This is a genomic window from Pseudoalteromonas sp. CR1 (assembly GCF_019392235.1).
GTDB lineage: Bacteria > Pseudomonadota > Gammaproteobacteria > Enterobacterales > Alteromonadaceae > Pseudoalteromonas.
In genome coordinates this window covers 24,028-39,793 of record NZ_JAHXRM010000004.1, presented here as the reverse complement: position 1 = coordinate 39,793, position 15,766 = coordinate 24,028, and the positions used below count along the sequence as shown (strand labels likewise).

Sequence of the window (15,766 nt, the reverse complement as noted above, 5' to 3'; positions counted from 1 at the left end):
ACAAAGTGTTAGTTTATACTATTAAGCTTGCTTTTGAATTAGCATAACCTATTTTGCATCATGCCTTTAATGGAAATAAAATGAAAAAAATTATTTGTCTAAGTGCCATTGCAATCGCTGTTCTCAGCGGTTGTTCGAATACACCTTCATCGGTAGCAACCTCGCCAAAAGCATCATTATTGTCAGACACCTTAGTGGTAAGCCCAAATGATAATAGAGAATATAAAACACTAAAGCTTGCTAACGAAATTGAGGTTATTTTGGTTTCTGATCCAAGTGCCGAGAAGTCAGCAGCATCGTTAAGTGTTGGTGTGGGTTTACTGCATGACCCTATGTCTCAACAAGGTATGGCGCATTATTTAGAGCATATGCTTTTTTTAGGTACAGAGAGATACCCTGATACAAAAGGGTATTCAGATTTCATGACCAAAAATGGTGGGGCGCATAACGCCTATACATGGCTTGAAATTACAAACTATATGTTCAAAATAAATAACGATGCCTTTGATGAAGGGCTTGACCGTTTTTCTGACTTTTTTAAAGCCCCTAAGTTATACCCAGAATATACAGAAAAAGAAAAAAACGCAGTAAATGCTGAGTGGTCAATGCGACGTGAAATGGACTTTTTTGGCCAATTTAAATTAGCACGTAAGATGATGAGTGAGCATCCAGCTAATCGTTTTTTAATTGGTAACCTAGAAACACTAGGCGACAAAGAAGGCAGCTCGCTTCATCAAGAAACTGTCGACTTTTACAATAAATATTACTCGTCGAATATTATGAAGGTGGCGCTTATTTCTAATTTGCCAATTGCAGATATGGAAATAAAAGCGCAAAAGTACTTTGCTGATATAAAAAATAAAAATATTGAAAAACCAACTGTTACGGCCGAACTTGATTTTGATAAAGCCGGTGGTAAACGCGTATTTTACTCGCCAAATGAAGATGTAAAACAGTTAAAGCTTGATTTTACTATTACCAACAACAGCGATGAGTTTGCCGTAAAACCAAACCGCTTTGTTTCATACTTACTTAGTAATGAAATGCCGGGTAGCCCTGCGCAAATACTCAGAGATAAGGGCTGGGTTTCACAGCTATCGGCATCAGCTTCACCAACACAGTATGCAAACTATGGTGCGTTGACGGTTGATATAGAGCTTACTGATTCAGGTATGCAAAACCGCGAAGCAATTGTTGCAGTTGTTATGCAATATATTGATTTAATTAAAAAGGAAGGGGTCGATAGCAAGTACTTTAACGAAATACGTACGTCGCTCAATAACCAATTTAAATTTTTAGAAAAGGGTGACGAGTTTAACTATGTAAGTGCTCTTACGGGTAGCATGCAGGTTTACCCACTTAATCACACGATTAACGCACCTTACCACTATGCAAAATTTGATGCCGACGCTGTTAACAATGTGCTAAACCAGCTTAATGCAGATTCGCTGCGTATTTGGTACATTTCACAGCAAGAGGAAACAGACTCTCAGTTATATTTTTACGACGGTAAATATCGCATAAACGACATTAGCGCTGATGAAATAGCAAGCTGGAAGAAGCCAAGTGAGTTTAAATTAGCGCTCCCTAGTGTGAACAACTTATTACCTGAAAGTTTTGCAATTAAAACGGCTGAATTTAAAGAACAAAAACACCCAGAGCTTGTTTACGATAAACAAGGCATAAAAGTATGGCGTCAAGCTAGCCAGAAATTTGCCGAACAACCGAAAGGGTTAGTTGAGGTATACATAAATACGCAACAAGGTCTGAGCGATATCAGTGCTGAAGTACTCTATTCTGTGTGGGCAGATTTATATAACATTCAGCAAAGCCAATTAAGTACTGAAGCTGCGGTCGCGGGTATGGGCGTAAGGCTTGCACCAAGTAATGGGCTTGTATTATCACTTAATGGATTCACTGATAAGCAAGATGTATTGCTTAAACAAGCATTGAGTGGATTAAACGTTGAGGCTACTTCGCAAGCATTCGAGCAAGCTATTGACCGCTACACTCGTGACTTGTTGAATCAACAAAAGCAATTTCCTTATGCTCAAGCCTTTGGTGCTTACTCTAAGTTAACACGCACGGGTAGTTTTGATACCGATGAATTAATTAAAACTGCAAAATCATTGCGTGTTGCTGACTTAACAACGTTACAACAAGCCACATTCTCTAACAATGATTTACGCGTATTTAGCTACGGTAATTATAACCAGCAAGATATAGAGTCAATAGCAGGTGAACTCACAGCTGTTTTACCTAAAAATCATACGGTGAGCGAGTTTGCTCGTAGTAAAGCGTGGTTGCCACAACCGGGTGAAACGTTAGTATTACAAAAGGATATAGATGTAGCCGATGTTGCTGTGGTTGATATGACCGTTCACCCAATACCGGGTTATAAACAAAAAGCTCAAGCTGCTGTATTACGTGATCACTTTAGAACGATCGCATTTGACAAAATGCGTACGGAAGAGCAACTAGCTTATGCAGTAGGTGCTATTGCAAGTCCAATTGAAGATTATTCAGCGGTTGGTTTGTTTATTCAAACGCCTGTAAAAGGCCCTAAGGAAATTCAAGCTCGCTTCGACCAGTTCAAAAAAGAGTACGCGGTAGAGCTTGATAACATGAGCACTGATACATTTTTACAGCTTAAAAATGCGACTTTGGTGTCACTTAAAGAGCAACCTAAAAACTTAAACGATGAAATGGGTCCTTTGATCAGCGATTGGTACCGAGAAAACTTTAATTTTGACTCCAAACAAAAGCTAATTGATGAAGTAGAAAAAGTAACGCTTGCAGATATAAAACAGTACTACAAGCAAACCATGCTAAACCCACAAGCAGCGCGCTTAAACGTGCAGCTGCGCGGTACTAAGTTTATTGAAAGTGACTTTGCTGATTTACCTAATCAAACCAAAATCACTACGCTTGATGCTTATTACAATGGTATTAAGTTACAAAAATAAGATTGATAAATAGATCAAAAAATAAACCCCCAATGTATTGCTACATTGGGGGTTTTATTTATTTCATTCTACCTATAAGTATTTATGCCATAACAATAAAGCCAATAACCGCCAATGAAGCCGCTATTAATGTGTACGGCAATTGCGTTACTGCATGGCTCATTAAGTTACAGCCAGAGCCTTGGGCTGCAAGTACAGTAGAGTCTGAATAAAAACACGCTTGGCTACCAAATGATGAGGCCGATAATAACGCGCCAATTACTAATGGAATATTTGCATCAACCGCCGTTGCCAGTGGCATAACGATAGGGATAGACACTGCAAAAATACCCCAGCTAGAGCCTGTAGCAAACGCTAACACTGCCATCGCGATAAATACCACTGCTGGTAAGTATTGCGCCGTCATGTAAGGGCTTAAACTGCCTATAACAAATTGCGGTAAGCCTATTAAATCGCACACATCTTTAAAAATAAAGGCGGCAATTACAGTGCCAATAGCCGGTATCATACTCTTAAAGCCATCAAGCATACGTTCAATCATTTCGCTAACGCTCATTAATTTTTGTAGTGCATAAAAAGGCAAAGTGACCGCCATGGTTGCCAGTAAGCCTTTATATACATCTATTTCAAAGTAAACGGTAAAGGCTACAAGTAAAATTATCGGCAGTAAAAAGTTATGTAATTTCCCTTGAGGATCGGCATCTTCAAAGTTTTCTTCTACTGCTTTTACTGCGTATTCGTCGGCTGTTTGAACATCACTAAATTGCGCAGGATCAACACTGGCTTGCTCTATTTGTGCTATTTTTTCGGCTTTTGTCATGGGCCCAATAGCAGGTATAACACCTAATACCACTAACAAAACCACCAATACTGCAAACCAAGCATAAAACATATAAGGAATTGCTTGAATATATACAGCAATGCCTTTGCCTTCTTCGGCAATGCCGTTATCTACTAATAGTCCGCCAAAAAATACTGCCCAAGTAGATAAAGGGACAAGTACACAAATCGGTGCTGCAGTTGAGTCGACTACATAGGCAAGCATTTCTCGGCTCACTTTAAACTTATCGGTAATGCGTTTCATGGTTTCGCCAACGGTAAGCGCATTTAAGTAATCATCAATAAAAATAACTACACCTAAGCAAAATGTCATAAATAAAGATGAGCGTTTACCTTTAGTGTATTTTAGTGCCAATTTTCCAAACGCTGACGCACCGCCAGTACGCACTAATAAGGCTATTAAAGCACCAAAGCCACCGCATACGAGTATTAACCAACCTATGGTTTCGTCGGTCATGACTTTGAGCGATGTGCTGGCAAAGTTAGCAAGTACCTGAGCCGGGTCGGCTATTACTAACCCAACTAAAGCACCAATAAGTAAAGATAAAATAGGGCGGCGTAAAACAACAGCCAACACAACCACCACCGCCGGTGGCAGTAAACTTAACGCAGAAGGTTCGAGCATTTAAGTGTTCACAAAATTAAAAGCATATTTAAAAATTTAAATTGCTTATACAAAAACAAAGAAGATGATAGTTTGTTGTTAAATCATTTTCCAAGTCACTGCTTTTGTACGCGAGAGGAGTATTTAAACGGTTATGTTAAATTAAAGGTTTAAATAACACGCGTTGGCTTTGGCGCCAGACGGAGCAAGGAATGCATACCGCTATTGTTGTGCCTGTAAAAACATCGGTGCGAAAATAATCTGGTTTTGTATTTCAGTCAATAAAATTTACGTGCAAAGTAACTTTTTAAAGGATAAAACGTGGTGACCGTATATAAAAGCAAACGCTTATTTCTTCGCTATGCAAACCAGCACGATGCAGCAATATTACTCACTTTAGTGAATCAAGTTAATTTTAAAAAGTATATTGGCGATAAAGCAATTTATACACTTAGTGATGCCAAAAATTATATTGAACAATCATTTATAGCCACGCATAAACACCAAGGGTTTGGCCCTTATATTATTACGTTACACAGTGGTGAAGTGGTAGGAATAGTGGGTTTTTACAAACGGACAGTGTTGCAATTGCCAGATGTAGGTTTTGCCTTGTTAGCGCATCATGAAAAAAATGGTTATATTTTTGAAGCGGCGAAAACGCTTTTACAAAATAGGCACACACTGGGTATTGATCGAGTAAGTGCTATTGCTTCGGAAAATAATAAAGCTTCGAAAAGTGTATTGCTAAAATTAGGTTTTAAAAAAGTGGGCAAGGCGGTTATTAGTGATGATAAAACCGCCATTGATATATATGGTTATTAAAGCTGTGCTTGCTCTATCGCTTTAGCCACATCTAAGTTTATGTTTAGCCAGGTTTGTTCAAGCGTGGCAACTAAACTATCGTAGCCGTCATCTTTTATGGGGAGCACGCTAGAGAAATTATGCACACTAATCAAGCGGCGGCCGGTTTCTGGGTGAGTATAATATAAGCGCCAAAGGCCAGATATATCTGCATTACCTTGCATATCACCATTAAAATGGTGAATTTCGTATTCCAGCTCGTAAAACGTTTGCTGATCTAATTCAGTTATTACGGGCAGCCCCTTAATCACCATCCAATTTGGCATATTTTTGAATAAAGTTTGCTGGGCAGTGGCAGTAAGCATAACGTCAGGAGACTCGCCCCATAAATGATAGTTTGCAGCATGAATTTGATTATTATCAATTTTCATCGCTATGCCTAAATTATTTAACGCGCCTCTTAATACCACAGTTTGTACTCTCAGCTGTGCGCTGGTTTCACTAACATTGCGAGACGATGATTCAATAGGCTGTTCAAATTGGTAGTACTGCGTTGTGGTTTGTATTGCTGAACTACAGCCCGACAATACTAAAAGCACACTTGTTATTAGTAATAGCGTTTTCATTATTGCTTCCTTGGTATTGGATCTGCGGGCAGCGCTTTGTCAAAAATCAGCATGTTTGGTTGCTCATTTAAACCACGTGTCAAAGGTTGTATTTCTTCACTTAAGCGCTTAAATTCACGCAGTGTTTGTTGCAATTGGTGGTGAAATTCAGACCCAGCTTGATAACTTGCCATGGTTTTGTCAAATTGACGCATAGTCACTTCAAACTGCTCCATGCTTTTAGTCATTTTTGCAAAGTTGCGATTTATATCACCAGGTAAGTTTTGAGTATCTTTTTCATTTAATAGCGTGCGTATTTCATTAGCAAGAGACTGGTAGTCGGCAAAGGCAACTTGTATTTGCGCTAAGCTTTCTTCAACTTTTAAATTATTTACTTTGTTTAATACATCCGAAACTTGGTCGGCAAGAACGGTAATCCCACTTGATACACTAGGAAAAACGGTGTACTGGCCCAGTTTTTCAAAGCCAGCTTCTGGTGCGTCGGGGTACATGTCAAAATCAACATAAACTGCACCGGTTAGTAAATTACCGGGCTTTAAAGAGGCGCGCATACCAATGTCTATCCAGCCCTTTAAGCTATCTTTCCAAAAGTCTTTAGCGGTTGCGCTATGGTGATAAATACGTCCATATTCTATTTTTATCAGCACAGGCACTGATGTATTTGCACTTTTAAAGTGGGCTGGTTTGCCATTAACAATTATGTTTGCAGGGGCTTCAACCACTGTACCAATACGGATCCCTCGGTATTCAACCGGGGCGCCGGGTCTGAGTCCTCTAATAGATTGTTCAAAATCTATTATGTAATAGTCAAAGTCGTAAAAGCGTTCTTCGAGTGCTTCTTTATAGCTTTGACTGAGTGAAAAGTTGTGGCCATCGTTAGCTATTTCACCCGGTGTTTGGTTATCGGGTAAGCCAACTGAAATCCCCCCTTTTAAAAGCTTACTCAAAGAACCCGTATTAATATTTATGCCATCGGCAGATAAATCAATTTCTATACCGGCGTTGACCCAAAAAATCGAATTGTTGGTAATTAAGTTTTGGTACGGCGCTTTTATAAAGATACCGTATTTCATTGCTTGGTTTTCCCAATCAAATGTAGCAGTCTCTATTTGGCCAATTTTATAATTTTTAAAAAATATCCCGGTGCTAACATCAAGTACCTCTGCGTTATAGCTAAGTAGTTGGAAGCGACCGCCTTGCACGTCTTTGCCAATGAGCGCAGGCTCTTCTTGGAGGATGAAATGTTCTTTTAGGTTTTCACTTTCACCAGGTGCAAACTCTAAGTAAACTCCAGATAATAAGGTGCTCATTCCACTTATACCGGTTTCATCAATACGTGGCTTTACTACCCATATTTTAGCGTCGTCGGTGAGTAGGTCATCATAGTTTTTATCTATTTGAGCCCGTGCAATAACACTGTCTTGAGAGTCGGATAAACGTACGCTGTCAATTTGCCCTATTTTTACACTGCGCACTTTTATCTCTGTTTTACCCGCAATAATACCCTCGGCTTGCGGCATTTCTATATATATAGTGGGGCCTTTATTTGCTTGATATTGATAAAGCATCCACACACCGACAAAAAGCGCTATGGCTGGAATAATCCAGATAGCAGAGATTTTTGGTTCATCTGTTACTTGGGCGGTTTCGGTCATGTTTTGGTCTCTGATGATTTATTTTTAGGTGAATCCCATAACAGGCGTGGATCAAATGAGTGAGCAGCCATCATTTGGCATATTACCATAACGGTGAAAAATGCTATGCCTAAACCTGGTGTCACTGACATTAAATTACCCAGCTGCACTAGCGCTACTAAAATGGCGACAACAAAAACGTCTATCATTGACCATTTACCAATAAACTCAGTGAGTTGGTAAATTCTAGTATAGCTTTTAGTATGTCTGTTTGCGGGTTTTGTTACCATAATACACAAAAAGCTTAGTACACATGCTTTGGCTAGAGGAACAACAACACTCGCAAAAAAAATAATACCCGCAATAGGGTAAGAACCACTTTTCCAGAGTAAAATAACCCCACCAATGAGTGTCGATGGGGTTTCATCACCCAAGCTCGTGGTATTCATAATAGGCAATACGTTTGCTGGTATATAGCAAACAATAGAAGTAATGAGCCAAGCGGTTGCTTTTTGAACGCTATGAGGGTTACGTACATGTGTTTTAGTGTGGCATCGCTGGCATATGTTACTGGTACAAAGCTGATGGCACACATGGCAGGCCTTAATATTTTCGTCGATTGCACGCTTAGCGTGTTCAACACCCTCTAACTTCTTTTCGGGTTTAATTTGTGCCCATAGCCTTGGGCGATTTAAGTGCACTAAAGCGGCAATATATAAAAAAACAAAGCCAGCGTAGGCCCAAAAACTTGCGCCAAAGCTTATATCAGCTAAAGACATAATTTTAACCATGCTGACTAACACACCAATTAAAAATATCTCAGACATAATCCATGGCTCAATTGCCAAAGTAAACTTAAGTAACCGACGAGCAATACCCTGTGGCAATGTTTTTAAAATACCTAAGTGAAGCGGGATCAAAATAATTAATAAACTCATTGGCAACGCAATAATGCTTAAATCAATAAAAAGCCCCAATAATTCACTATCGTAATTGAACAATATTCGGGCTGCATCGGGTAGGGTAATCGTTTGGGTTATGCCATTACTACTAAAGGATAAAAAAGGGTAAAACATACTGCTTAATAGCATGAGTAGGGCACTAAAACTCAAGGCCACTATGCGATTATCGTGGTTTACGTTTGCTTCGCACAATTTATGATGACAATGCGGGCATATCGCCATTTGCTTAGCAATAACTCTTGGTATATCGATGATCAGGTCGCAGCAGGGGCAAACAGTTTGCAAATTAGTACCAACCAACAAGGCATTTACTTGATTTTGCAATATTTGGGGCTGTAATACAACGCGAACAATTAACTTTTGTATACAGGCCAAGCAATAAAGTATCTGATTGGATTACTTTTTTATATATGGGTTTGTTGGCCTTTCAAGATTAAGTTTGTTGCACCAGCCTGTTTGGTGTTCAGGCAAGGCAGAGCCTATGTAGTGTGGTTATTCACCATAAATTGGCGATAACGCAGTATTAATACCAACAGGCGCTGCCCAAGGTGGGCTTCCTAGGGGCTATTTCCGCTTTGCTGCCTGCATAGATGTAAGCCAGAAGAATAAGACAAGAGCAATTACCGAGCCCACTGGGTTACAAACCTCGCGCCGCGATTAAATAGCCCCTAGTTTGAACACATTTTAATCCGCAAAGATCAATATACCCTAATCAAAAACGGCAACCGTTTGGCGTGTAAGGGCAATAAGCTCACCTGATTGTGACCAAATACACCCATCTTCTAAACCATACCCATCTTTAGAGTGATGCGTGATCGCTTCAAAACCAAGCCACTCGCCAGGCGTTAAATTGGGGGATTGAACAAACTCTAAATACCACGACATACTACTTGCAGGCCCGGGTTGCTTAAACATTTGTAATAACGTGGGCGGCCATGCATCGGTTAATGCAATGATATGCGCCTCTGTAATGGTGTCGGGTGTGTGTTTAAGTCGCATCCATCCACCTAAATGTGATGTGTCTGCCCCTGTAAAAGGCATTGCGCCTTGTTGCGGGCATAAATCCACGTGTTGAAAAAATTCAGGCATTTGGCCTTTTATAAAGGGTAACGTATGGCGCTCGTTAACGGGGCTTAAACCTAAGGTCTTTGAAACAGGAACATCAATAGCTGACTCTCTATTTTTAGCAAAGCAAGCCTGAACAATGACGGCTACTTGCTCATTTTGAATAGCTTTAGCGAGTACTTGTGTGCTGTTTTTACCCTCACGTAATATTTCAACGTACAGTGAAAAAGGGGTATCGGCCAATAAAGGCCCCACAAAATTGGTACTCAATGAAAGAAGGCGGCGGTCATTACTCACTTGGCCTCTAATAGCTTGATATAACAATGCAGCTGATAAACCACCAAAAGCGGTTCTTCCTTGACACCAATTTTCAGGAAATTGCATGGTAAGCGTTGATTGTTCGATTTTATCTGATTGACCTATTTTAGCGGCTTGCTCAAGTAGTTGTTCAAAGTGCATGGGAAATATCCTTTAAAAGTGCAATTTAATAAATTTATAACACAACCAAACTGGTCAGGCCAGTAATTAAAGGCGTGTCAAACGCTCTAAAAATCATCATTCCTTACAATTATTGGGGTTATTTTGTAAATAAATCATAAAAAATGAATTTTTTTTCATTTTTACAGTTGAATTAGTTTTATGGCATCCCTATTAACTAGTCATCGAACGTATTAACGAATTTTGAAGTTGGAGAAGTTTCATGGGTAAAATTATCGGAATCGATTTAGGTACTACAAACTCTTGTGTTGCAGTACTTGATGGTGACAAAGCACGTGTTATTGAAAACGCGGAAGGCGATCGCACAACCCCGTCTATTATTGCTTACACGCAAGACGGTGAAACATTAGTAGGTCAATCTGCTAAGCGTCAAGCGGTTACTAACCCTACAAACACATTATTTGCAATTAAGCGTTTAATTGGTCGTCGTTTTGAAGACGAAGAAGTACAACGCGATATCGGTATTATGCCGTTTAAAATCATTAAAGCTGATAACGGCGATGCGTGGGTAGAAGCTGGCGGCGAAAAACGCGCTGCACCACAAATCTCTGCTGAAGTACTTAAAAAAATGAAAAAAACAGCTGAAGACTTCCTAGGTGAAGCCGTAACTGAAGCTGTAATCACAGTACCTGCATACTTTAATGATTCACAACGTCAAGCGACTAAAGATGCTGGACGTATTGCGGGTCTTGAAGTTAAACGTATCATCAATGAGCCAACAGCTGCTGCTCTTGCTTACGGCATGGACAAAAACAAAGGCGAAAACATTGTAGCTGTATACGATTTAGGTGGTGGTACTTTCGATTTATCAATCATTGAAATTGATGAAGTTGAAGGCGAGCACACATTTGAAGTACTAGCTACAAATGGTGATACTCACTTAGGTGGTGAAGATTTTGATAACCGCGTAATCAACTACTTAGTAGCAGAATTTAAGAAAGACCAAGGCTTAGATCTAAAAACAGATCCACTTGCAATGCAACGTGTTAAAGAAGCTGCTGAAAAAGCTAAAATTGAACTGTCATCTGCACAATCTACAGAAGTTAACCTTCCGTACGTAACTGCTGATGCAACAGGTCCTAAGCACATGAACGTGAAACTAACTCGCGCTAAGCTTGAGTCACTTGTTGAAGATTTAGTAACTAAATCTTTAGAGCCGCTTAAACGTGCACTTGCTGATTCTGATTTATCAGTAGGCGACATCAACGACATTATCCTTGTTGGTGGCCAAACACGTATGCCTTTAGTACAAAAGACAGTTGCTGACTTCTTTGGTAAAGAGCCACGTAAAGACGTTAACCCTGATGAAGCTGTCGCTGTAGGCGCGGCAATTCAAGGTGGTGTACTAGCAGGTGATGTTAAAGACGTACTTCTACTAGACGTTTCTCCCTTGTCTCTAGGTATTGAAACAATGGGTTCTGTAATGACAGCACTTATTGAGAAGAACACGACGATTCCTACTAAGAAATCGCAAACTTTCTCAACAGCAGAAGATAACCAGTCTGCGGTAACCATTCATGTGTTACAAGGTGAGCGTAAACGTTCAAGCGACAACAAATCTCTAGGTCAATTTAACCTAGAAGGTATTCGCCCAGCACAACGTGGTACACCACAGATTGAAGTAACATTTGATGTTGATGCGGATGGTATCTTACATGTATCTGCTAAAGATAAAGATACAGGTAAAGAGCAAAAAATCACGATTCAAGCGTCTTCTGGTTTAAGCGATGAAGAAGTTGAAAAAATGGTTCGCGATGCAGAAGCACACGCTGAAGAAGACAAAAAGTTTGAAGAGCTTGTAGCTGTTCGTAACCAAGCTGATGCAATGGTTCACGGTACACGTAAGCAAGTTGAAGAAGCGGGTGATGCTCTACCAAACGAAGATAAAGAAGCTATTGAAGCTGCAGTTGTAGACTTAGAAGCTGCAATTAAGAGCGACAATAAAGAAGAAATTGAAGCTAAAACGCAAGCACTTGCAGAAAAGTCTCAAAAGCTAATGGAAATTGCCCAAGCTAAAGCGCAGCAAGGCCAAGCAGATGCGGGTGAGCAACAACAATCAGCTAAGCAAGATGATGACGTTGTTGATGCAGAGTTTGAAGAAGTAAAAGACGACAAGTAATTGTTGCTGACGCTTCTAGCTAACCAAAAACACTTAACTCGGTTAGGTGTTTAGGTTAGGATGAACAAATGAGGCGCGCGAGCAATAGCTTGTCGCGCCTTTTGCATGTATTTAAGGTTCATAATTCAATGATAAATCGATGAGATTTATCGGTTTATCCCGCAGCTTACGCTGCAAAATAGAAAGAGTAGTGTGATAGATATGTCAAAACGCGATTATTACGAAGTCCTCGGCGTAAGCAAAGATGCGAGTGAGCGAGACATAAAAAAAGCGTATAAACGCTTAGCGATGAAATATCATCCAGATCGTACCGCAGGCGATAAAGAGCTTGAGACCAAGTTTAAAGAAGTTAAAGAAGCGTACGAAATACTAACTGATGACCAAAAACGTCAGATGTACGACCAATATGGTCACGCAGCCTTTGAACAAGGTGGTGGCGGTGGTCATGGCGGCTTTGGCGGCGGCCATGGTGACTTTGGTGATGTATTTGGCGATGTGTTTGGTGATATTTTTGGTGGCGGCGGTGGTCGACGTCAATCTCGTCAACAACGCGGATCTGATTTACGTTACAACATGGACTTAACGCTTGAAGAAGCGGTTCGTGGAAAAGAAGTAGAAATTAAAGTACCTACATGGGTAAGCTGTGATCCTTGTGATGGTAGTGGTGCAAAAGCAGGTTCTAAACCTAAAACGTGTACAACCTGTCATGGTGCTGGCCAAGTTCAAATGCGTCAAGGTTTCTTTGCCGTTCAGCAAACGTGTCCTACGTGTCAGGGGCAAGGTCAAATTATCTCAGACCCTTGTAACAAATGTCATGGTCAAGGGCGTGTTGAAAAAACTAAAACATTGTCGGTTAAAATACCAGCAGGCGTTGATACGGGCGACCGTATTCGTTTATCCGGTGAAGGTGAAGCTGGTGTGCATGGCGCACCAGCAGGTGATTTATACGTACAAGTGTCAGTGAGAGAACACGAGATTTTTGTACGTGAAGGTAATAATTTATATTGCGAAGTCCCTATCAGCTTTACCACATCAGGCTTAGGCGGTGAGATTCAAGTACCGACCCTTGATGGTCGTGCAAAACTTAAAATACCGTCAGAGACACAAACGGGCAAAATGTTCCGTATGCGTGGCAAAGGTGTTAAGTCTGTTCGTAGCGGTGCGCAAGGCGATTTAATTTGTAAGGTGGTTATTGAAACACCTGTCAATCTAAACGAGCGCCAACGCGAGTTGCTTAAAGAGTTAGAAGAAAGCATGGGCGCAGATAGCTCAAAAAACCGTCCTAAAGAGCAAGGCTTTTTTGATGGTGTTAAAAAGTTTTTTGATGACTTAACTAAGTAAACATGATTATTGTTTTAAAAACGGTGCTTTACAGCGCCGTTTTTTTTGCTTTAAATTTGCTAACTCCTCAGTGAAAAGTGAAAACGAAATGACGCCTGCAATCGCACTACTAGAAAAACAAAAAATAAAGTTCGAAATACTGAGCTATGAGCACGATGCAAAGAATGGTCACTATGGTTTAGAAGCGGTTGAAAAACTTAATTTAAATAGCGAGCAGGTATTTAAAACACTGGTACTAGAAACACATGAAAGCCAGTTAATAGTGGCTATAACCCCCGTATCTAAACAAGTTAATCTTAAGCTGCTTGCTAAAGTAGTAAAGACAAAAAAAGTGGCCTTGGCTGCGCCTCAAAAAGTAAATGCAAGTACCGGTTATATACTTGGAGGTGTAAGCCCGCTTGGTCAAAAAAAACGCCTTCAAACCTACATACATAATAGTGCCAGAGAGTTCGATATTGTATATGTAAGTGCGGGTAAGCGTGGGTTGGAGTTAAAGTTAGCCATAGACGATATAGTTGAATTAACACAAGCCACGTTTGCATTGTTTTAATTGTTTGTAGTTATTTAAGTGTCGGTTACATTTTAGTATTTGCTGCTTTAGTTAATATTAACTACATTAAAAAGACGTTAGGATTCAGGAAACTTCAGTGCAGTATGAATTTCTCGGATATTAATTTCATTTCAATACTAGTAGCCGCGCTTTCATCGTTTACGCTAAGTAATGTTTGGTATTCAAATATGTTATTTAGACAAGCGTGGTTAGAAAGTTGTGGACTAACAGAGTTAGACTTTCAAGGCGCTAGCAAAAATAAAGCATTTGTGGGTACGTTTTTGTTCTCGTTTGTATCTGCGTTTTTATTATCGATATTTTTAGGAAACGATTCAGATATAGGTTTAAGCGTGGTTACTGGATTTTCTATTGGGTTATTTTGGGTGAGCAGCTCTTTGGGTTTAAGTTATATTTATGAGCAGCGTCCATTGAAACTTTTTTTTATAAACAGTGGTTATTATGTAAGCCAATTTTCGTTAATGGGATTAATTATAGGTGGTTGGCCATAATTAATTTATAAATACAAAATTGTTTATCTTTTTATCTATTCAGGCAACTAAATAATATGAAAATACTCGTTGTTGATGATATGCCACTGATGCGACATGTATTAATTAACATGCTTAGAAATTTAAAATACCTTGATTTAGTTGAAGCAACAGATGGTATTCAAGCACTTACATTATTAAAAAAGCAGCCGTTTGATTTAGTTATCACAGATTTATATATGCCAAAAATGGATGGCAAAGATTTACTAAATAGAATAAGAAATGACGAACAGCTTACCTCAATTCCTGTCTTAATGGTGACATGCGAAGATAACTCTAAAGCTATAAAAAATGTAATAGCAGCTAAAGTATCAGGCATTATTGTTAAACCTTTTAGTCTTAAAGTGCTGAGTGACCACTTAGACCGTGTTTTAGCCGCAGCCCATAAGCCATAAACAAAACAACTTAGGTACGCCCTAGCAATTACATCTGTTTTAATTCAAGGACGACTAAATTAAACTTACCGTATTATACCTAAAATATAATCGTTCAATTACGGAGGTGTTTTGGCACAACCAAACAAAAAAGGCCCTACAAAAACCGTTGATATTTTTTGCTCTTCATGCAAAACGCAGCTTTTTAAATACCGAAAGGGAGGCAAAGGAGCACTTGTTAAATGTTTTAAAGAACGTATATCTCAAGACTTCACAAAAACCCCTTGTATTTGCCCAAGTTGTGAGCGGGCTTTTGCAAGGCCCGCATTAATTCGCGGTGCACCTGCCTACAAAATGATTGGTGGTAAAGTTACATTTAAATAAGCTAAAAACATAAGCGGACATATGCCCTTGTTTGAATCTACTTTGTTGTTATGATTGCCCGGTTTTGCTGTTTCAATGAATGAAAATATACCCTCCCCATGGATTGGGCCAGTTTTTTGGGTTATTTAAAAAATGGATAAAGGATAGTTTCGTGATAGCACTCTTATTTGACATCATCGGTATGACAGGTACTTTTTTAGTTGTAGGGTCGTTTTTTTTACTTCAGTTAGGTAAAACAACACCAACCAGCCTGACATACAACATGATGAACTTAACAGGAGCGATTTTATTATTAATTAGCCTCTGTTATAACTTTAATTTGGCAAGCTTTGTAATAGAAATATTTTGGATCGCAGCCTCATTAATTGGTTTATATAAGTACCTAAAAAATAGATCAGCATTAGTGACTAGTTAATTTTGATATGTTCGCCGTAGGCCTTTTGTTTACGGCGTT

14 protein-coding genes are annotated in these 15,766 nt (G+C 39.5%); 9 read left to right on the top strand and 5 right to left on the bottom strand.

Annotation, left to right across the window (positions count from 1 at the left end; all coding sequences use genetic code 11):
- Positions 1–80 precede the first annotated feature (80 nt).
- A complete protein-coding gene (locus KZZ04_RS05410) occupies positions 81–2,966 on the top strand; it encodes an insulinase family protein (protein ID WP_219422073.1) in 2,886 nt (961 codons plus the stop codon).
- A gap of 82 nt (positions 2,967–3,048) precedes the next feature.
- Here the strand turns inward: KZZ04_RS05410 and KZZ04_RS05405 are convergent, their stop codons facing one another.
- Positions 3,049–4,431 carry a Na+/H+ antiporter NhaC family protein gene (locus tag KZZ04_RS05405; protein WP_219422072.1) on the bottom strand — a complete coding sequence of 461 codons (1,383 nt, stop codon included), beginning with the start codon at positions 4,429–4,431 and terminating at the stop codon, positions 3,049–3,051.
- Positions 4,432–4,734: 303 nt separating this feature from the next.
- Here KZZ04_RS05405 and KZZ04_RS05400 point away from each other — a divergent pair, with 303 nt between their 5' ends.
- A complete protein-coding gene (locus tag KZZ04_RS05400) occupies positions 4,735–5,232 on the top strand; it encodes a GNAT family N-acetyltransferase (RefSeq protein ID WP_368735885.1) in 498 nt (165 codons plus the stop codon).
- On the opposite strand, the gene KZZ04_RS05395 is transcribed toward KZZ04_RS05400, so the two are convergent.
- The 4 genes from KZZ04_RS05395 to KZZ04_RS05380 form a co-directional block, all read right to left on the bottom strand.
- Entirely contained in the window at positions 5,229–5,837 is a 609-nt protein-coding gene (locus KZZ04_RS05395; protein WP_058404078.1) for a membrane integrity-associated transporter subunit PqiC, read from the bottom strand. The genes KZZ04_RS05400 and KZZ04_RS05395 overlap by 4 nt on opposite strands.
- On the bottom strand, positions 5,837–7,492 hold the full coding sequence (gene pqiB, locus KZZ04_RS05390) for an intermembrane transport protein PqiB (protein ID WP_138530364.1): 1,656 nt from the start codon (positions 7,490–7,492) through the stop codon (positions 5,837–5,839). Before pqiB ends, KZZ04_RS05395 begins: the two co-directional genes overlap by 1 nt.
- On the bottom strand, positions 7,489–8,655 hold the full coding sequence (locus KZZ04_RS05385; RefSeq protein ID WP_257903562.1) for a paraquat-inducible protein A: 1,167 nt from the start codon (positions 8,653–8,655) through the stop codon (positions 7,489–7,491). Before KZZ04_RS05385 ends, pqiB begins: the two co-directional genes overlap by 4 nt.
- A gap of 486 nt (positions 8,656–9,141) precedes the next feature.
- Positions 9,142–9,957, bottom strand: coding sequence for a thioesterase family protein (locus KZZ04_RS05380; RefSeq protein ID WP_219422070.1), 816 nt, complete (start codon positions 9,955–9,957; stop codon positions 9,142–9,144).
- Between the two features lie 241 nt (positions 9,958–10,198).
- Here KZZ04_RS05380 and dnaK point away from each other — a divergent pair, with 241 nt between their 5' ends.
- From dnaK to KZZ04_RS05345, 7 genes are all read left to right on the top strand, one after another.
- Positions 10,199–12,115 carry a molecular chaperone DnaK gene (gene dnaK / locus KZZ04_RS05375; protein ID WP_058404081.1) on the top strand — a complete coding sequence of 639 codons (1,917 nt, stop codon included), beginning with the start codon at positions 10,199–10,201 and terminating at the stop codon, positions 12,113–12,115.
- A gap of 201 nt (positions 12,116–12,316) precedes the next feature.
- Positions 12,317–13,456 carry a molecular chaperone DnaJ gene (gene dnaJ / locus KZZ04_RS05370; RefSeq protein ID WP_058404082.1) on the top strand — a complete coding sequence of 380 codons (1,140 nt, stop codon included), beginning with the start codon at positions 12,317–12,319 and terminating at the stop codon, positions 13,454–13,456.
- A gap of 88 nt (positions 13,457–13,544) precedes the next feature.
- Complete coding sequence (gene ybaK / locus KZZ04_RS05365; RefSeq protein ID WP_219422069.1) at positions 13,545–14,006, top strand: Cys-tRNA(Pro) deacylase; 462 nt, start codon at positions 13,545–13,547, stop codon at positions 14,004–14,006.
- A 104-nt stretch (positions 14,007–14,110) separates the two neighbouring features.
- Complete coding sequence (locus KZZ04_RS05360) at positions 14,111–14,515, top strand: DUF1761 domain-containing protein (protein WP_219422068.1); 405 nt, start codon at positions 14,111–14,113, stop codon at positions 14,513–14,515.
- Between the two features lie 56 nt (positions 14,516–14,571).
- On the top strand, positions 14,572–14,949 hold the full coding sequence (locus KZZ04_RS05355) for a response regulator (protein WP_058404084.1): 378 nt from the start codon (positions 14,572–14,574) through the stop codon (positions 14,947–14,949).
- Positions 14,950–15,060: 111 nt separating this feature from the next.
- A complete protein-coding gene (locus KZZ04_RS05350) occupies positions 15,061–15,312 on the top strand; it encodes a hypothetical protein (protein WP_058404085.1) in 252 nt (83 codons plus the stop codon).
- Positions 15,313–15,463: 151 nt separating this feature from the next.
- Positions 15,464–15,727 carry a hypothetical protein gene (locus KZZ04_RS05345; protein ID WP_219422067.1) on the top strand — a complete coding sequence of 88 codons (264 nt, stop codon included), beginning with the start codon at positions 15,464–15,466 and terminating at the stop codon, positions 15,725–15,727.
- Positions 15,728–15,766: the final 39 nt, after the last annotated feature.